This is a genomic window from Geomonas subterranea, assembly GCF_019063845.1.
In the GTDB taxonomy this organism is placed as follows: domain Bacteria; phylum Desulfobacterota; class Desulfuromonadia; order Geobacterales; family Geobacteraceae; genus Geomonas; species Geomonas subterranea.
Genome location: NZ_CP077683.1, coordinates 1,158,030 through 1,175,068, shown reverse-complemented (window position 1 = coordinate 1,175,068; position 17,039 = coordinate 1,158,030). Strand labels below are relative to the sequence as shown.

Here is a 17,039-nt window from a genome sequence, read left to right as displayed (position 1 = left end):
ACGTCATGCAATGAACCAATCACATGCATGGCAGCATCAGCCACAGGATTAATGTTTACAGGTGAAAACGTACAATATAACTTCTCTTTTACCTAAAATGATGCTAATCTCCGCTCCTGGTGGTTGTGCCATGGGACCAGGTCTAATCGCCGGGGCACGAGGTACTGATTTGGTTGCTGCGCAAGGAGCGCTTGCCATGACTGGTTCTGAAAAGCAAACCGTCCATTTCACCGCCAACTGCACAGTACTGCTCGCCTTCTTCGTCGCCCTCTTCTTCCCCATCGGCTACTTCGCCATCAGCTACCAATACGCCGTCGGCAGCCTCGAAACCGAGGCGGAAATTAACGCGAGGATCATCTCCGGCCTGGGAGATTTGGCCCCCGGTGCCTGGCACAGCGAGGCGCACCGCCTGGACGCCCTGCTCTCCCACCACAGCGCCCCCGCGCACAAGGAGAAGCATCGGATCCTCGACTCGGTCGGCAACGAATTGGCCGCCAGCGGTAACGATCCCGACGTACCGGTGATCCGGCGCACGCACCCCGTCCGCTACGGCGACAAGGTGATCGGCAGCGTCGAGATCAGCCGCTCCCTGCGCCCCATCCTCAAGAGGTCCCTCCTGGTCACGGTCCTTGGGCTCGGCGTCGCCCTCATCGTCTTCATCCTGCTCCCCTTCCGGGCCATAAACCGCGCCAACCGCCAGCTACAGGATTCCTACAATTTCCTGAGGAAGGTCATGGAGAGCAGCGCCAACGCCCTCATCGTCCTCAACCTCGACGGCACCATCGGCATGGTCAACGGGCGCTGCACCGAAACCAGCGGCTACACGCCGGAGGAGCTTATCGGAAGGGGGATTCCCGAGATGGTCTGCCCGGAGTCGAGCGACATGGTGATCGGGCAACTGCACCTGGTCGCCACCGGAGCCGCCGATATCGTGAAGTTCGAGGCGGACATGCTGCGCAAGGACGGCAGCAGGGTGACCATCGCCTGCGGTGCCACCCCGGTCTACCAGGAAGGGCGCATCGCCGGCACGGTCCTTTCCGTGGAAAACATCACCGAGCGCAGGCTGGCGGTGGAGGCGCTCAAATCCGCCAAGGAATACACGGAGAACCTGATCCGTGCCGCCTGCGTCATGATCCTCGGACTCGACCTCAAGGGGAAGGTCACCCTGTTCAACCGGACCGGCGAGGAGATAACCGGGTACAGCCAGGAGGAACTCACCGGCAAGAACTGGTTCGAGACGGTGATGGGCGCGGAAGCCTTCTTCAAGATGTGCGGGGCGCCGCATCCCGGGACCGACGGCCAGGGGCTGGGCGCCTTCGAAGGGCAGATCGTGACCAAGGCCGGAGCCATGCGCACCATCTCCTGGCGCAACAGCGCCATCGTCGAGAAGGGAGTCAGGATCGGCACCCTCTGTTTCGGCATCGACATAACCGAGCACAGAAAGATCGAGGCGCAGCTCAGGCATTCGCAGAAGATGGAGTCGGTCGGGCAGCTGGCGGGGGGCGTGGCCCACGATTTCAACAACATGCTGAGCGTGATGCTCGGCTATGCCCAACTGGGTCAGCTCGAAGCCGTGCAGGACTCTCCGATGTGGACCTACCTGCAGGAGATCATCAAGGCGGGCGAACGCTCCCGGGACATGGTGCGCAAACTGCTCGCCTTCTCGCGCAAGGAGATCATCTCCCCGAGGGCGGTGAACCTGAACGACCACTGCCTGGAAACCGAGAAGACGCTAAGCAGGCTGATCGGCGAGGAGATACGCTTCAGTTTCATCCCCGACCCGGATCTCTGGGCCGTAAAGATCGACCCTTCGCAGGTGGACCAGATCCTGATGAACCTGGCGGTGAACGCGAGGGACGCCATGCCCGAGGGGGGACTGCTCACCATAAAGACCGGCAACGTCGTCGCGGACGAAGCCTTCTGCGACTACCGCCTCGACGCGAAGCCCGGCTCGTACGCCTGCCTGAGCGTCGTCGACACCGGGACCGGCATGGACCGTGAGCTGGTGAAGCGGATCTTCGAGCCGTTTTTCACCACCAAGGAGGTGGGGAGGGGGACCGGCCTGGGTCTCGCCACCGTCTACGGCATCGTGACCCAAAACGGCGGATTCGTCGACGTGGAAAGCGAGCCCGGCCACGGCACGACCTTCCGGATCTATCTCCCCAAACTCACCGGAGAGGCGGTGCCGTCGGCGCACAGCGCGATCGCCCCCCTGCGCGGTTCGGGTACCGTCCTCGTGGTCGAGGACGACGACATGCTGCGCGCCATGGCGACCCAGATGCTCGAGAAGATTGGGTACCGGGTGATCGAGGCGGCGACCCCGCACGCGGCCCTCTCCATCTGCGGGGAACCGGCCCACGACATCGACCTCGTGCTCTCGGACGTGATCATGCCCGAGATGAACGGACTGGAGATGGCCCGCGGCATAGCGGGGCTGCGCCCGGAGACCAAGGTGCTGTTCATGACCGGCTATTCCTCCGACATCATCGCCAAGTGCGGCATGAGCGCGGACCTGGCGATGCACTACATTCAGAAACCTTTCGACATGGAAGGGCTGCACGCGAAGATCATCGAGATGCGTTCCGCCTGTTGAAACTTACCGGGCCGTACCCTACGGCCATTTTTGCCTTGCCTGCTCGCTTCTGCTAGACTGAACCGGTAGCGCCGAAGGCAAGGCAGCTTTTAGGAGACAGTTATGAAAAGAGTATTGATCATCCTGATACTGGCAGTACTGGTTCCGCTCACGGTCACTGCCATACCGGTTCTTGCACAGTCGGAGCCCGGTTACTACCAGATATCGGATCAGGACGGCTACGCGGACGACGACCTTCTGTACCCGGAGGAACTGGACGACCTGCTTGGCAGGATCGCACTCTACCCCGACCCGCTGATAGCCCAGATTCTGCCTGCGGCCACCTACGTGGACCAGATTCACGACGCGGCCAATTTCGTCAGGCTCTACGGCAACACGCCGCGCATCGATTATCAACCCTGGGACATCAGCGTCCGCGCGGTCGCCCACTACCCGCAGGTGCTCTACATGATGGACCGCGAATACCAGTGGACGGCGTCTTTGGGGCAGGCCTACATCGAACAACCCCAGGACGTGATGGATGCGATCCAGAGGCTGCGCCGCTTCGCCTACGAACAGGGAAATCTCTTCACCACGCGGGAGCAGCAGGTCTACTTCGAAGGGGACGTCATCCGCATCGTCCCGGGGCGCCCGGAGTTCGTCTACGTGCCGGTGTACGACCCGACCGTGGTGTACGTGGAGCGTTACTACCCCAGTTCACCCTTCATCACCTTCAGCGTCGGCTTCGCCATCGGTCCGTGGCTGAACCGCGACTTCAACTGGCGCGAGCACAGGGTCTACTACCACGGCTGGCGGGGAGACGGGTGGATCACCCGCTCGCGCCCCTACGCGCGTGACCGTCGCGGCATCTACATCAACAGGCGCGCTTCCACCATCACCATAAACGAGCGGGTGGTGCAGCGCGACACGCGCAACTACCGCGCGCAGTTGCGCGTCGAGACCAGGAGGCACCGGGAGGAAGGGAAGATGCCGCCGGTCCGTCTGGAACCGCGCCGCCCCGGCAAGGTAGAACCTGTGCGCCCGGGGATCCCACAGCAGCAGCGCGGCAGGGTTGAGCAGCCGCGCCCCGGCAAGGTGGAACAACAGCGCCCCGCGAACGAGCGGCGCAGGGAACCGTGGAACAGACGTGAGACCGCACCCGCGCCTGGTGTGCCGGCACCAGCGGCCGCACCGGCCAAACCGGGCACTCCCCCGCCGGCAACCCGGCAGCAGCCGGCGCCCGCGCCCCCCAGGGGCGAAACCGTGCAGCCTCCGGGCGCGCCGGTGAAGCCGCAACCCCAGCCGGGGAGGCAGCGTACACCGGCGCCGCCCAAGCAGCAGCCGCAGGTGCAGACCGGTACGGAGCAGACTCCTGCCGTCACCGGCGAGCCCCCTGCCGGACGTCCGGGCAAGGGAGAGGGGCGGCGCAGGGAGCCGCGCCCGGTGAATCGCCCCGGCGTGCAGCCTCCCGAAGGCGCAAAAGCGCCGGCGCCGGCGCCAAGCGCCCCTGCTGCGCGCGGTGCCGTGCCTCACGCTCCGGCAGCGGAACCGGCGGTGAAGGCGCCAGCTGCAGCTCCGGCAGTCCGCGCAACTCCTGCCGCACCCGCGGCACCGGCGAGGCCGGTCACTCCCCGGGTGGAGCATCCGAGGGTTGCGCCGGCACCGGCTCCGGCCACCCCCCCGGCGCCCAACGCGGACCCCGCAGAACCGGCACGACCGGTGCGTGACTTCGAGCCAGGGCAGGGACGCGGACGCGGCGAATCCACCGGAGGTCGCGCCATCCAGAGGGGCCAGGATCGCTGATCCAGCCTCCCCTTCTGCCCCCCCTCTCCCGTGGGAGAGGCCGGGGTGAGGGCGTCGGCAGCCTCTGGCCACAGAGAGGGGGTAAAACAGAAAGGGCGCATCTCACGATGCGCCCCTTCCCTTTTTCACGTTGATGCCGCCGCCCCGGACCCGTCCCGGGCACGGACCTGTTGCCGCTTTTCATCCCGCCGGAAGCAGATCACACGCGGCTGCGACAAAGGCCTTCACCCCCGCCCGCAACGTCGGCTCAGGCAGTGGCGCGTACAATGGCGAATGCTGCGAGGGGAGCGTCTTCCCCTGGCGGTGCGCCTCCTCGAAGCGCTCCGGATCGGCCGCTCCCAGCCAGAACATGCAGACCGGGATCTCCCCGGAAAGTCCCCAGGAGCCGAAATCCTCACTCACCATCTTCGCCTCCGAGCGGACCACGTTGTCCGCCCCGAGTGCCCCCGCAGCGCCTCCCCCACGCGTTCGGCCAGGCCGGGATCGTTGTAGGTCGCGGGGTGGCAGGCGAGGACCGAAACAACGGGAGAGCGCTCCTCGGGCACCCCTGCGGCGAGCGCCACGCCGGCGCAGATGCGCCGCACCGAGTCGAGGATCCGGTCACGCACCCGGTCGCTGAAGCTCCTTATGCTCAGTTGCAGCACCACTTCTTCGGGAATGACGTTGCAAGCGGCGCCGCCGTGGATCGAACCGACGGTGACCACGGCGGGCTCGTGGGGGGGGATCTCGCGGCTCACGATGGTCTGCAGGGCGAGCACGAGTTGCGCCGCCATCACCACGGGGTCCTTGCCGCACTCGGGCGCCGAACCGTGCGCCCCCACCCCGCGCAACACGATCTCCACCTCGGTAAAGCTGGCGAGGAAGTTGCCGGGAGCGTACCCGGCAGTCCCGGCCTTCAGGAAAAGGGTGCTGTGCAGCGCGAGGGCGTAATCCGGCCTGGGGCAGAGCGTGTAAGCGCCGTCGTCGATCATCGCCTGGGCGCCGTCCGCCCCCTCTTCCCCGGGCTGCCCCACCAGCACCAGCGTCCCGGACCAGCAATCCCTCGCCCGGGCCAGCACCCGCGCCGCCCCGAGCAGGCAGGCGACGTGAACGTCGTGCCCGCAGGCGTGCATCACCGGCACCTCGGCGCCGTCGCGGTAGACCGCCCTCGCCGCGCTGGCGTACGGCAGCCCCGTCTTCTCCTCCACCGGCAGCGCGTCCATGTCCGCCCGCACCAGCAGCGCCGGTCCCGGCCCATTCTCCAGTACCGCCAGCACGCCGAAACCGGGCCAGTCGAACCTGCTGTACCTGCCGAGCTCCTCGGTGACCGTGAACCCCAGCGCTTTCAGCTCGCCCGCCAGCAACGAGGCAGTCTCCCGCTCCTGCCCGGACAGTTCGGGATGCGCGTGCAGATGCTCATAGATCTCAACCAAAGACGGAAGTTCAGCTTCGAGGAGCCCGCTCAGTGATTCGAGTTGCAATTGTGTCGGCATAAAATCTCTCACGGACGAAGATGAATTACCGCTGCAGGGTACTATGTCTCGCCTTTGTTATCAACTCCCGATATGACCTGTCATCGGAGCCCGCGGATCACACTCTCGTCGTGCGGGTGCCGGACCATGAGGCTGTCAGCGTGCACCCGGACAGGCACACTGGCTATTTAATGAGCAACATGCGGGGACCGCCCAGGGAGCGCCGGCGCGGTAACTATCCGAAAATTAGGCAAACCCACCCCGCCCCCCCCGATGGCACGCTCCGTGTAAAGTTCGGGTCTCAAGGAGGATCTGCCATGACAGAGATCATCGACGGTATCGCGCACCTCACTGCGGCCGAGGCCGCAGCGGAACTATCCACCACGGAAACGCGGGTCCTCATGCTGCTCAAGCAGAATGTGCTGCAGGGAACCCTCTCCGACCAGGGATGGTTCATCACCAGGGCCTCCCTGGACCGGTTCGACCGCCACAGCGAGACGGCCCGACCGCCAGCCTGCCTCAGCGCCTGCACCGCTTCCAGGTGCGGTTGCCACCAGGAGTGACACCATGGAACTTACCATCCTCGCCTCCGATCTGAAATACAAGTACCCGAAGGTTACCGGGACCAGGTTCGATGCCAAGTTTTCGGGCCCGGGCGACACCGCCCCCTTCAACCGGGACGACCTCTATGACATCCTGCCGCTGCTCGCGGCGGTCATGAACGAACTTAAGCGGGAGGACGCCATCACCCTGCATTTCCTCGAGGACCTGATGAACCAGGACATGCCCCGCTTCCTGGTCAGCCGCGGCGAGGTTTTCGACTTTCTCACCGGCTGCGGCAGGGAGATGCTCTCCTATCGATAGCGGCATCACGCCGGCACCACCCCGGGCACAGCAGCCTGAATTCCCTGACGCGCTGCAGCGTCAGCCACATAAAGGAGAGCGGCAATGAACAGCTTAGCCACCATGAGAAGGTCAACGACAGACACGCTCCACGCCGGCTTCCAGGAACCCGGCTTCGCCATAGAGCCCATCCCCGGGCATCCCGGCGCATACCGCCTGGAAATGTCCGGTTTTCTTGCGCCTGGGTGGAGCGGCAGGCTTGCCGCCGGCCTCTCCGACCACCGCGTCGGCATCGTGCGGGGGAGCGCGGAGAAGATCAACGCCAGCAGCTGGCGCTCCGGTTTCGAACTGAAAAGCGCCCCTTTCGCCGGGAACCCCGAGGGGATCGACTTCCTGCGGCTCGCCACTGCCGAATCCAACCACAAGGCGGCCCGGATCGAACTCCTCTCCTTCACCATGGAGCCGACGGCGTACCACAACGGGAGCCTCTTCGTCGAGATCAAGGGGATGGACCGGCTGGGCTTTCTCGGAGACCTGCTGGACTACTTCAGCATGCGCTGCCTGTTTCCCGTGAAGATGACCATCGACACCCAGGGTGCCACAGCTGTCGACCGCTTCTGGCTCAGGGGCCTTGGGGGCTCGGTACCTTCGGTGGCGATCTCCGACGCCATGAAAAAAAACCTGGAGCAGCTCCTGGCGCGCTGACTCCGCAGTGTCAACGCCTGCGTTGATCACCGGCCACACAGATACGCCCTCCCCTCACAGGGAGGGCTCCTTCCCCTCGACCTCGTCAGCAGTTCTCTTCCGTGCAGCCCCTCTCACTCACACGGTTCACCATTGCACAATCGGCACGATGTGTACCGTTCACCTGACCCTGTCGGCGGCGGTTAGAGACAGCCGGTTGCAAATCGAAATAGATCCGCTAAAGTCTTTAACGTCGCCTAATCCATGGAGTCACCCATGATCATTCACATAGTCCGTCACGCGGAAGCCATAGAGAGAACACCCGAGGTGCCCGAAGAGCATCGGTACCTCACGCGCCGCGGCAGAAGACGCTTCCGCAAAGCCGCCAAGAGCCTTGCCACCCTCGGCATCGAGCCGGACCTGATCCTGACCAGCCCGCTGGTGCGCGCCGTGCAGACCGCCGATATCCTCGCTGAGAGGTTGCGTTACAAACGGGAGTTGATCGTGACAACGCAGCTTTCTCCCGGTTTCCGCCCGGAGAAGCACGACGAGCTGCTCAAGCTATACCCGCAGGTGAGCGAGGTCGCGCTGGTCGGACACGAGCCGGACTTGGGTCTGGTGACGCAGGCGCTGCTCGGGGAGGAACTATCCCTCACCCTTCCCAAAGGGGGGACCGTTTCCTTCAAGAGAAGCGCAGGCGGAGGAGAACCGCAGTTCCAGCAACTGGTAACCGGAACGGGCAGGATCGTAACCGCCCGCGGCAAGGCGATCGACCGCCTGCGGCAGGGGAGCTGACCCGGAACCAGGTCTCAACAAACAACGCACAAGGAGTGTCAAAGATGGTCCAATCGGCAGCGGATTTCAGGCGTCTCAAAGGCGTCGGCGCGATCCTAGGCAAGCGCCTGTATGATGCCGGGTTCGACAGCTTCGCCAAGATCGCCCAGGCGGGCGAGGAAGGTTTGAGCAAGGTGCGCGGTGTGAGCCGGCGCCACGTGGGGTCGATACTGCAGCAGGCCAGGGAGCTTGCCGGGCTGGAACAGGACGAGCGGCAGGAACCGGCGCAACGGATGCAGGAGCGTGTGCTTGAAATGAGGGAAATGGTGGAGAACCTCGCGCAGGCGACCCGCGACAGGTTCGAGGGTGAGATCTCGGAAAAGTGCGGCAGGAAGCTTGGCGCCGACCTGGAGCGAATCGAAAACGCCCTGTCACAGATGCATGATTTCGGCAACAAGCGGTCCCGGCGCATCGCCAAGATACTCACCAAGGCGGAAAAGAAGGTAACCGGACTGGAAGAGGCAAGCCTCAAGAAGGTTCGCAAGGGGTTCAAGAAAGCGAGAAAGGCAGTGTTGAAGGCTCTGATGTAGCGTCGCCACTTCCGACTTCCCGGGTTGTCACTACCCGCCCCGTCCTGATACAATCTTGCCATTCCATCACACTCAAGGAGAAGCCGTTGAGACAGAACCGGCTGGCGGCCATCGACATCGGCACCAACTCGATCCGCAGCATCATCGTGGAAACCGCGGGGAACGGCAAGTACAGGATCCTTGACGACGAAAAGGTTCTGGTGCGCCTGGGCGAGGGACTGCACCAGACCGGCGCCATCTCCCCCGCCGCGTGGGAGCGGGCCATCGAGGCGCTGTCCCGCCAGAAAAAGATCATCGACGGCTACCGGGTCGCCTCCATCGAGGCCGTGGCGACCAGCGCGATGCGCAAGGCGGTCAACGGGCGCGAACTCGTGGCGGCCATCAGGGAACATACCGGCCTGGAGATAGAGGTGATCAGCGGCGAGGAGGAGGCCGAACTGGCCGCCCTCTCCGCCCAGCACAACTTCGAACTCGAAGGGGTGCGGCACCTCATCTTCGACATCGGCGGCGGCAGCCTCGAACTGATCTCGGCGCTTGGTGGGCACACCGAGGAGATGCTGTCGCTGGAACTGGGCGCCGTATTCCTGACGGAGAGCTTCATAAAGAGCGACCCGGTCTCGCCAAGCGAACACCAGAAACTGCGCAAGTACATCCGCAAGACGCTGAAGACCGCCTACACCGGGGAGCGTACCGGGATGCAGTGCCTGGTCGGCTCGGGAGGCACCGTCACCTCCATCGCCGCGATGGTGGCGGCGTCCCGGGGGGAGAAGTTCGACTCCCTGCACGGATACGAACTGCTCCGCTCCGAGCTGGTGCACCTTCTGGCCATGCTGGCGAGAAAGGGGGACAAGGAGCGTCGCGCCCTGCCGGGGCTCAACCCGGACCGCTCAGACATCATCGTGGCCGGGGTCACTGCGGTCGACGAGCTGATGGATTTCTTCCAGGTGAACCATCTGAAGGTGAACGAGCGCGGGATCCGCGAGGGGCTCATACTGCGCGCCCTGCGCCGCCGCAACCTGCTGCCGGAGAAAAAGAGGCGCTCCTGGCGCGAAAGCGCACTCGAGTTCGCCCGTTCCTGTCATTGCGACGAGGGGCACGCCCGGCAGGTCGCCAAGCTCTCCCGGCAGATTTTCCATGCGCTGGCAAAGCGTTACGGCTGGGGGGACAAGGAGCTGAGACTTCTGGACGCCGCCGCCGTCATGCACGACGTCGGCTACTTCATCAGTTATTCCAGTCACCACAAGCATTCCTACCACCTGATCCGCCACGCCGACCTGTTCGGGTTCACCCCCCGGGAGCGCGAGCTGATGGCCAACATCGCCCGCTACCACCGGAAGTCCCTGCCCAAGAAAAAGCACGACGAGTTCACCCGCCTCACGGCGGCGGACCAGCTCCTTGTTTCCCGACTGGGAGGGATTCTGAGGCTGTGTGACGGCCTGGACCGGCGCCGCAACGCCGTGGTGCGGCAGCTCGACTGCGCCATCGACAAGGACCTCCTGCGGCTCACCCTGAGCGGAGACGAGGACATGTCGGTCGAAGTCTACGGCGCCAAAGCGAAGAGCGACCTGCTCCAGGAGGCGTGCCGCCTGAAGCTCGTACTGGAAGTCCGGGTGGATAGCGATCTACAGGAGGAAAAAGGAGATGATGATTATGAAGAGCCCGCCGGTTATCCTGACCGGCACTGAAGCCAGGAGGAGGCGCGCACGCTTGAACCAGACCGGCAGCACATCCAGAATCAGATGGCAGATGACTAAAAGCAGCACGATGTAGATGACGCATTCGTGGCCGTAGCTTAAGTATTCCATACTGGCCACCTCCTCCATCGGCGTACATCCTGCGCTGTCAAGCACATCAACATTGGAACCACCGCCGACTTACACAGACTTTAGCATAGACAGTGCCATGAATATCTTTGACAGAGAGCGCCTGCAGGCACCGGAACAGACCGGAAACAAAGGGGCGATCCAGCCGATCAAGGGAAGCGCCCGTTTCTGACGGCGCAGGCGCCGCGAGCTGTTAAGCTTATCGACACTTTTTACACAAACTTGTGTCGATTCCTTTGACAGCTTTACACGTCAGAGCCTACTTCCCCGCTTTCCTGCGCGCGGTGACAGACTCACCGCCAATGCCCCAGTTGTCGGTGTCGACCTCCTCGATCACTACCACGGTGGTCGCGGGGTGCTTCCCGGGCGTGTCCGCCAGCAGTTGGGTGACTCCCTTGATAAGCGCGGCCTTTTGCTCCGCCGTCGCTCCGTCCCTGGTGATCTTGACGTTGACGAATGGCATCTGGTCCTCCCACCTTGAAAATCACGAAATGTACGCTCCAGTCGCGGCGAAGGGGACTGTAACAGTCCGGCACCGGGTTTACACAGGAAGAAACAGAAAAAAAGGCGGCGGCGGGAGGGAGCCCCGCCGCCGCAATCGCAGCTGCAGCCTGTCATTGCATCAAACAGTTACGGCTGGACAGAGTTGTAGTTCTGCCCGTCGTCCACGATGGCATCGCCGGCACTCCTGCTGTGGGGGACACCGACAGAGACGGAACCGCTGCAGACCCCCCCCTGCCCGTCGTTGGCGCTGAAGCCGATCCGGTAGACGCGGCCATTGCCGGTCCCGGAGCGCTCGGCACGCAGCAGGGCTTTATCGCCCTGGATCACCGCATCCGGGCTGGTATCGCCGTCACCAAGGCCGTCGATGGTTTCATCCTGGGTTACGCCGGTGATGGTGAGGATGACCTTGTCGTTGTCGGGGTCACTGACGCCGGTGACGGTAACGGGAACCAGCTTGTGGTTGGGCGGCCAGAGCGCGCCGGGGGCCGCCTGGGCATGTTCGCAGGAGGGAGGATCGTTCACGTTGAGGACCTGTACCGCCACCTCATCCGCAGGTTCGCTGACCGCGAGGCCGTCGTTGACGACGAGTTTGAAGGTGATGGTCTCGCCGCCCAATCCCACCAGGGGCGCGGTAAAGGTCGGATTGGGGCTGCTGGCATCCGAAAGGGTCACCACGGGGCCGCTCACCTGGGTCCAGCTGTAGCTCAGGGGGTCGAGGTCCGGGTCGCTGCTCGCAGTCCCGTCGAGGGTGACGATGCTCCCCTCGTTCCGGGTCAGGTCCGCGCCGGCGTTCGCCACCGGCGCGTGATTCACGTTTTCCACCACAACGTCGACGGTGTCGGTATCGGTATCGATCCCGTCGAACGCGGTGACCATGAAGGTCAGCCGGGCGCCTTCAACACCCACCGAGGGGGCGATGAAGGTCGGAGCCACTGCATTCTCCTCCGGCAGCGGAACCACGGGTCCGGCGACCTGCTGCCAGGTGTAGGCAAGCGTTTCACCGTCGAGATCCCAGCTACGCGAAGCGTCCAGCCGCACCGCGGACTTTTCGGCAACGGTCTGGTCATCGCCTGCGTCTGCCTCCGGCGGATGATTCACGTTTTTGACCGTGATATTCACCGTGTCCGGCGCGCTCGGGAAGTGGGTATCGTTGACGATCAGCTGGAAGGAAAGGGTGCTGCCTCCGGCGGAGACCAGGGGGGCGACAAAGGTGGGATGAACCGGGTCAGCCATGTTCAAAGCCACCGGAGTACCGGCGATCTGGGTCCAGGAGTAGGACAACGGATCACCGCTCACGGAGCTGCTGGCCGATCCATCAAGAACAACGATCGACCCTTCGTTGAGGGAGTTGTCCGCGCCGGCGTTGGCAATGGGGGGAGCTCCCTTGGCGATGCTGAAGAAAGTACCGTTGCCCCCAGCTGCCGCGTAGACCCCGCCTCTGCCACCGGCGACTGAAACCGTTCCCGTGTTCTGCAGGGAGCCGTAGAAGATTTTGATTCTGCCACCGCCACCACCGCCGCCGCCGTCGTCCTGCCCGCACATGCCCGGCGTGCCGCACCCGATGGTACCGCCTCCACCGCCGTTGGCCTTGAGGCTGCCGGTGTTGACGATGGTGCCGCCGTAGAGGAGAATGCCGCCCCCCGCGCCACCGCCGGTGGAATCGTTGTAGTAAATCTTGCCGTCTTCGCCGTTTGCGCTGATGGTACCTGCGTTATTTATGGTTTCAGCCTCGATCCAGAGCGCGCCGCCACCATTGCCGCCGTAACCGCCGTTGTTGTACGCGTAGTCCACGTAGCCCGCTGCCCCGGCGGCGGATCCCATTTCGATGCTGAGCGTATCCACGCTCCCGTACGGGGTGCCGCCGAGACCGTCGACCCTCCACCCCCCGTCGCTGACGCCGTTGCCGCCTTTGCCGCCGTAGGCTCCGCCACCGCCGCCATCGGTGCTCCCGATGCGGCCGGCTCCCGGGCCTTCACCGTTGCTGTTGAACGCCCCCCGGTAGCCCCGCGCGTCGGCTATGATCGCCGAGGTGGCGTCAACGACGACCTTGCTCGCCTTGAGCTTCAGGTAGCCGCCGGTCGCGCCGTTGTACGGCTCTACATACAACTTGCCGCCGTTGACAACGCTCACGTTGTCGAAGCTCTGCTCACCTGACAGTGTCTGCACCCCGCCATTGACCACCAAATCGGCAGCTGTGACAGGAGACACGCAGGAGATTGACAGAAGAAGCGATACTGCTGGAAAAGCGGTCGATCCTTTTCGGGACATCTTGAACCCTCCTTGAAGTGGTTTCTGATGACCTTCGAGATGGCACAAGCCTGTGCTGCAAGCTGCGAGAAAGATCGGCAGCGACGATTCGCACCACCCGTCGGCGTCAAGATGACGGCGACTATATTTTAAAACTAGCTAATCTGTCAACTTCAATTTAAATAATCTAATTTTTTTAAACACCCAAAGGGGGGTGTGTGACGATGGCGCCGCGGCAGAGGCTTCGGTGTCATGACGCAGGACGGATTTCAAAACGGGGGAAAGGGGACTGGATGCCAAGAGGGAAGGAAGACTAAGCTTCCTCCCCTCTTATGGTTCAGGTGAGATACGGCGGGACGGCTAACCGAAGCTTGAGAAGGCATCCTGCTCGGCGCTGGTGAACATCCGGTCGAGCTGCAGCATGAGCAGCAACTGCTCGCCGTGTTTGATGACGCCGCAGATGAAGTCCTGGTCCACGCCGCCGGCGGCGATGCTGGGCGGGGGCTGGATCTCGCCGCTGGCAATCCTGATGACCTCGGATACACCGTCGACGATGAACCCCATGAGCTTTCCGTCGATGTCCATGACCATGATCCGGGTGTGCTGGTCATCATCGGTGCTGCACATGCCGAACCTGTTCCTGAGCGAGATGATGGGTATGACCTTGCCGCGCAGGTTTATGATCCCCTCCACGCTTGGAGGGGTGTTCGGGATATGGGTGATCGGGGTCATCCTGATGATCTCGCGCACCTTGAGCACCTCGACGGCATACTCTTCGGCGCCCAGGTTGAAGCTCACCAGCTGGATCAGTTCGCTGCTCGACTCACCCTTTTTAATCGGCAAATTCGCGGTAGACATTTATTCCTCCGGGTTTTCTGGATCTATCTCTCAACTAGCTTCCTGACGTGCGGTCTGCACAAGGTTGCCGCTGTCACATGGTGTATCTCGCGATACTTTGTGGGACGTATCGGCAGCCACGAAAGAATCTTGAGGAGAAGTTGACACCCGGGGCTAGCTCCCGGCGCCCGGATCCACTGCGCGGAGGTGCCATATCCCCTCGTTGTATTCGGAGATGGTCCGGTCCGTGGAGAACTTGCCGCTCCTGGCGCTGTTGACGATGCTCATCCGGGTCCACGCCTCGCGGTCCTGGTAGGTCTCGGCCGCCTTCCTCTGCGCCCTCACGAAGCTGCGGAAGTCGGCGGCGACCATCCAGGGATCGTGCGGGCTCAGGATCGCCTTCACGATGGGGTCGAAGATCCCCTTCTCGAACATGTTGAAATGCCCGCTGGCCAGAAGCTGCATGACCCGCTCCAGGTCGGGGTCGGCGGCCACGATGCCGGCGGGGTTGTAGTTGCGGCGCTCCCGCTCCACCTCCTCGGCAGTGAGGCCGAAGACGAAGAAGTTCTCGTCCCCCACCTCTTCGCGGATCTCGATGTTGGCGCCGTCCAGGGTGCCTATGGTGATGGCGCCGTTCATCATGAATTTCATGTTGCCGGTGCCTGAGGCTTCCTTGCCCGCGGTGGAGATCTGTTCGGAGAGGTCGGTGCCGGGGCAGATCACCTCCATCGCGGTAACGCGGTAGTTGGGGAGGAAGGCGACCTTGAGCCGCCCCCCCACCACCGGGTCGTCGTTCACCACGCGGGCCACGTTGTTGATCAGCTTGATGATCAGCTTGGCCATGTAGTAGCCGGGCGCCGCCTTGCCCCCGATCAGCACGCAGCGGTCGGTCCAGGGCTCGGTGTCGCCGCGTTTGATCCGGTCGTAGAGGTGGATCACGTGCAGGACGTTCAAGAGCTGGCGCTTGTATTCGTGGATCCTTTTCACCTGGACGTCGAAGAGGCTGTCGGGGTTGAAGGTGACGCCGCACTGCTCCTGCACCAGGGCCGCCAGCCGCTCCTTGTTGCCCCTTTTCACGGCGTGCCAATCCTTGCGGAAACCGGGGTCGTCGGCGTAGCGTACCGCCTCGGAGATCCTCGAGAGGTCGGCCACGAAGCCGTCGCCAATCCTGGAGGCGAGCAGACTGGTGAGACCGGGGTTGCAGCGGGCCAGCCACCGGCGCGGCGTGACGCCGTTGGTCTTGTTGTTGAACTTCTCCGGCCACAGTTCGTAGAAATCGCGGAACAGCCCCTGCACCAGGAGTTCCGAGTGCAGGGCGGCCACGCCGTTCACCGAGAAGCTTCCGACGATGGCGAGGTAGGCCATCCGTACCTGCTGCACCTCCCCTTCCTCGATGATGGACATGTTACGCAGACGGTCGCTGTCACCGGGCCAGCGGCTGGCGACCTCGCCCAGGAAGCGGGCGTTGATCTCCAGGATGATCTCCAAAAGGCGCGGCAAAAGCTGCCTGAACAGCGGCACGGACCACTTCTCCAGCGCTTCGGGGAGGAGGGTGTGGTTGGTGTAGGCCATGGTGTGGGTGGTGATCTGCCACGCCTCGTCCCAGCAGAGCCCCTGTTCGTCCATGAGCAGGCGCATCAGTTCCGGGACGGCGCAGCTCGGATGGGTGTCGTTCAACTGGAAGCAGTTGCGCTCGGCGAAGAGTTCGAAGGTCTTGCCCTGGCGCGAGATCCAGCGCTGCAGGACGTCTTGCAGGCTCGCCGAGGCCAGGAAGTACTGCTGCCTGAGCCGGAGGGCCTTGCCGTTTTCGCTGGCGTCGTTGGGGTAGAGCACCATGGTGATGTTTTCCGCCTCGTTCTTCATGGCGACGGACTCGGTGTAGCTCCCGGCGTTGAACTCCTCGAGGTCGAAGACGTCGGTGGCGGCGGCCTTCCAGAGCCTCAGCGTGTTGACGGTCCCGTTGCGGTAGCCCGGAATGGGGAGATCGTAGGGAACGGCGAGCACGTCGTGGGTGTCGAGCCAGCAGTAGCTCACGGTGCCGTCGTCGTTGCGCCTGGTCTCGCAGCGCCCGCCGAAGCGGACCCGCTGGGTGTACTCGGGGCGCTCCATCTCCCACGGGTTGCCGTCGCGCAGCCAGTGGTCCGGCTCCTCGACCTGCCGTCCGTCCTCGATGCGCTGGCGGAACATGCCGTACTCGTAGCGGATGCCGTACCCCATCACCGGGAGCTGCAGCGTCGCGCAGCTGTCCAGGAAGCAGGCGGCGAGACGCCCAAGGCCGCCGTTGCCCAGGCCCGCGTCGATCTCCTGGTCGGCCAGTTCCTCCAGGTGCAGCCCGAGCTGCTGCATCGCCTCCGCGGCCGGCTCGTCGAGCCCGAGGTTGAGCACGGCGTTGCCCAGGGCCCGCCCCATCAGGAACTCCAGGGAAAGGTAGTAGCCGGTCTTGGTATTGGCGTTGATGTAGGCGTAGCGGGTGTTGTTCCAGCGTTCGATCAGGCGCTCGCGGATGGTATAGGCGACGGCCTGGTAGTGGTAGCGGATGTTGCGGCAGTACTTGTCGCGCCCCAGGTGGTGAAAGTAATGATGTACGAAATCCTTGACCAGGCCTTCGGCGTCCATGGGGAGCGCCTCCAGCTCGCTGACGTTCTGAGGGCAAAGGATATTCTTTTCGTTGTCGTGCATAAGCGAGAACTCCTTTCGCGGGGGGTTAGGTTGACGGCGATACATTGTACCTCTTTCGGCAGCATAAACGTTTAGCTGAAGCAGTTCCCTCACCCCAGCCCTCACCCCAGCCCTCACCCCAGCCCTCTCCCTGAGGGAGAGGGGGCGTTGACGATAACCACTCTGCAACAGAGGGGCGCGGACGTGAATCTGCCAGGAACCTCTGCGGCAGAGGGGCTTGGCCGGATGATGT

At 63.6% G+C, this 17,039-nt stretch carries 15 protein-coding genes; 8 read left to right on the top strand and 7 right to left on the bottom strand.

Features of this window, described 5'->3' with window-relative positions:
- The first annotated feature begins 196 nt into the window (after window positions 1-196).
- Window positions 197-2,593, top strand: coding sequence for a PAS domain-containing hybrid sensor histidine kinase/response regulator (locus KP001_RS05135; protein ID WP_217288489.1), 2,397 nt, complete (start codon window positions 197-199; stop codon window positions 2,591-2,593).
- Between the two features lie 102 nt (window positions 2,594-2,695).
- Window positions 2,696-4,375 carry a DUF3300 domain-containing protein gene (locus KP001_RS05130; RefSeq protein WP_217288488.1) on the top strand — a complete coding sequence of 560 codons (1,680 nt, stop codon included), beginning with the start codon at window positions 2,696-2,698 and terminating at the stop codon, window positions 4,373-4,375.
- Window positions 4,376-4,555: 180 nt separating this feature from the next.
- Here the strand turns inward: KP001_RS05130 and KP001_RS21905 are convergent, their stop codons facing one another.
- Window positions 4,556-4,780: a hypothetical protein gene (locus tag KP001_RS21905; protein ID WP_239027898.1), complete on the bottom strand. Its 225-nt coding sequence runs from the start codon at window positions 4,778-4,780 to the stop codon at window positions 4,556-4,558.
- Complete coding sequence (locus KP001_RS05125; protein WP_239027897.1) at window positions 4,774-5,847, bottom strand: amidohydrolase; 1,074 nt, start codon at window positions 5,845-5,847, stop codon at window positions 4,774-4,776. The genes KP001_RS21905 and KP001_RS05125 overlap by 7 nt, the downstream gene beginning before the upstream one ends.
- Window positions 5,848-6,143: 296 nt before the next feature.
- On the opposite strand from KP001_RS05125, the gene KP001_RS05120 reads away from it, so the two are divergent.
- The 6 genes from KP001_RS05120 to KP001_RS05095 all read left to right on the top strand — a co-directional run bounded on the left by KP001_RS05120 (window position 6,144) and on the right by KP001_RS05095 (window position 10,402).
- Entirely contained in the window at window positions 6,144-6,389 is a 246-nt protein-coding gene (locus KP001_RS05120; RefSeq protein WP_217288487.1) for a hypothetical protein, read from the top strand.
- A gap of 4 nt (window positions 6,390-6,393) precedes the next feature.
- On the top strand, window positions 6,394-6,690 hold the full coding sequence (locus KP001_RS05115; protein ID WP_217288486.1) for a hypothetical protein: 297 nt from the start codon (window positions 6,394-6,396) through the stop codon (window positions 6,688-6,690).
- Window positions 6,691-6,774: 84 nt separating this feature from the next.
- Window positions 6,775-7,374 carry a hypothetical protein gene (locus KP001_RS05110; RefSeq protein ID WP_217288485.1) on the top strand — a complete coding sequence of 200 codons (600 nt, stop codon included), beginning with the start codon at window positions 6,775-6,777 and terminating at the stop codon, window positions 7,372-7,374.
- Window positions 7,375-7,629: 255 nt separating this feature from the next.
- Window positions 7,630-8,148: a SixA phosphatase family protein gene (locus KP001_RS05105; protein ID WP_217288484.1), complete on the top strand. Its 519-nt coding sequence runs from the start codon at window positions 7,630-7,632 to the stop codon at window positions 8,146-8,148.
- Window positions 8,149-8,192: 44 nt separating this feature from the next.
- On the top strand, window positions 8,193-8,717 hold the full coding sequence (locus KP001_RS05100) for a helix-hairpin-helix domain-containing protein (protein WP_217288483.1): 525 nt from the start codon (window positions 8,193-8,195) through the stop codon (window positions 8,715-8,717).
- 86 nt (window positions 8,718-8,803) lie between these two features.
- Window positions 8,804-10,402 carry a Ppx/GppA phosphatase family protein gene (locus KP001_RS05095; RefSeq protein WP_217288482.1) on the top strand — a complete coding sequence of 533 codons (1,599 nt, stop codon included), beginning with the start codon at window positions 8,804-8,806 and terminating at the stop codon, window positions 10,400-10,402.
- Here KP001_RS05095 and KP001_RS05090 read toward each other — a convergent pair.
- The 5 genes from KP001_RS05090 to KP001_RS05070 form a co-directional block, all read right to left on the bottom strand.
- Window positions 10,340-10,522, bottom strand: a complete 183-nt coding sequence (locus KP001_RS05090; RefSeq protein ID WP_217288481.1) for a hypothetical protein — start codon at window positions 10,520-10,522, stop codon at window positions 10,340-10,342. The two genes, KP001_RS05095 and KP001_RS05090, sit on opposite strands and share 63 nt — an antisense overlap.
- A gap of 277 nt (window positions 10,523-10,799) precedes the next feature.
- Window positions 10,800-11,003: a 2-hydroxymuconate tautomerase family protein gene (locus tag KP001_RS05085; RefSeq protein ID WP_217288480.1), complete on the bottom strand. Its 204-nt coding sequence runs from the start codon at window positions 11,001-11,003 to the stop codon at window positions 10,800-10,802.
- Between the two features lie 167 nt (window positions 11,004-11,170).
- The gene (locus KP001_RS05080; protein ID WP_217288479.1) at window positions 11,171-13,312 is read right to left on the bottom strand and encodes a PKD domain-containing protein; all 2,142 of its coding nucleotides are present in this window, start codon (window positions 13,310-13,312) and stop codon (window positions 11,171-11,173) included.
- A gap of 339 nt (window positions 13,313-13,651) precedes the next feature.
- Window positions 13,652-14,149 (bottom strand): chemotaxis protein CheW, encoded by a 498-nt coding sequence (locus KP001_RS05075; RefSeq protein ID WP_217288478.1) that lies wholly within the window; start codon window positions 14,147-14,149, stop codon window positions 13,652-13,654.
- A gap of 153 nt (window positions 14,150-14,302) precedes the next feature.
- A complete protein-coding gene (locus tag KP001_RS05070) occupies window positions 14,303-16,807 on the bottom strand; it encodes a glycogen/starch/alpha-glucan phosphorylase (RefSeq protein WP_217288477.1) in 2,505 nt (834 codons plus the stop codon).
- Window positions 16,808-17,039: the final 232 nt, after the last annotated feature.

Excerpts from the sequence above, each read along its gene's own strand:
- KP001_RS05135 (WP_217288489.1), top strand. The coding sequence starts at position 197 with ATGACTGGTTCTGAAAAGCAAACCGTCCATTTCACCGCCAACTGCACA.
- KP001_RS05130 (WP_217288488.1), top strand. The coding sequence starts at position 2,696 with ATGAAAAGAGTATTGATCATCCTGATACTGGCAGTACTGGTTCCGCTC.
- KP001_RS21905 (WP_239027898.1), bottom strand. The coding sequence starts at position 4,780 with ATGGTGAGTGAGGATTTCGGCTCCTGGGGACTTTCCGGGGAGATCCCG.
- KP001_RS05125 (WP_239027897.1), bottom strand. The coding sequence starts at position 5,847 with ATGCCGACACAATTGCAACTCGAATCACTGAGCGGGCTCCTCGAAGCT.
- KP001_RS05120 (WP_217288487.1), top strand. The coding sequence starts at position 6,144 with ATGACAGAGATCATCGACGGTATCGCGCACCTCACTGCGGCCGAGGCC.
- KP001_RS05115 (WP_217288486.1), top strand. The coding sequence starts at position 6,394 with ATGGAACTTACCATCCTCGCCTCCGATCTGAAATACAAGTACCCGAAG.
- KP001_RS05110 (WP_217288485.1), top strand. The coding sequence starts at position 6,775 with ATGAACAGCTTAGCCACCATGAGAAGGTCAACGACAGACACGCTCCAC.
- KP001_RS05105 (WP_217288484.1), top strand. The coding sequence starts at position 7,630 with ATGATCATTCACATAGTCCGTCACGCGGAAGCCATAGAGAGAACACCC.
- KP001_RS05100 (WP_217288483.1), top strand. The coding sequence starts at position 8,193 with ATGGTCCAATCGGCAGCGGATTTCAGGCGTCTCAAAGGCGTCGGCGCG.
- KP001_RS05090 (WP_217288481.1), bottom strand. The coding sequence starts at position 10,522 with ATGGAATACTTAAGCTACGGCCACGAATGCGTCATCTACATCGTGCTG.
- KP001_RS05085 (WP_217288480.1), bottom strand. The coding sequence starts at position 11,003 with ATGCCATTCGTCAACGTCAAGATCACCAGGGACGGAGCGACGGCGGAG.
- KP001_RS05080 (WP_217288479.1), bottom strand. The coding sequence starts at position 13,312 with ATGTCCCGAAAAGGATCGACCGCTTTTCCAGCAGTATCGCTTCTTCTG.
- KP001_RS05075 (WP_217288478.1), bottom strand. The coding sequence starts at position 14,149 with ATGTCTACCGCGAATTTGCCGATTAAAAAGGGTGAGTCGAGCAGCGAA.
- KP001_RS05070 (WP_217288477.1), bottom strand. The coding sequence starts at position 16,807 with ATGCACGACAACGAAAAGAATATCCTTTGCCCTCAGAACGTCAGCGAG.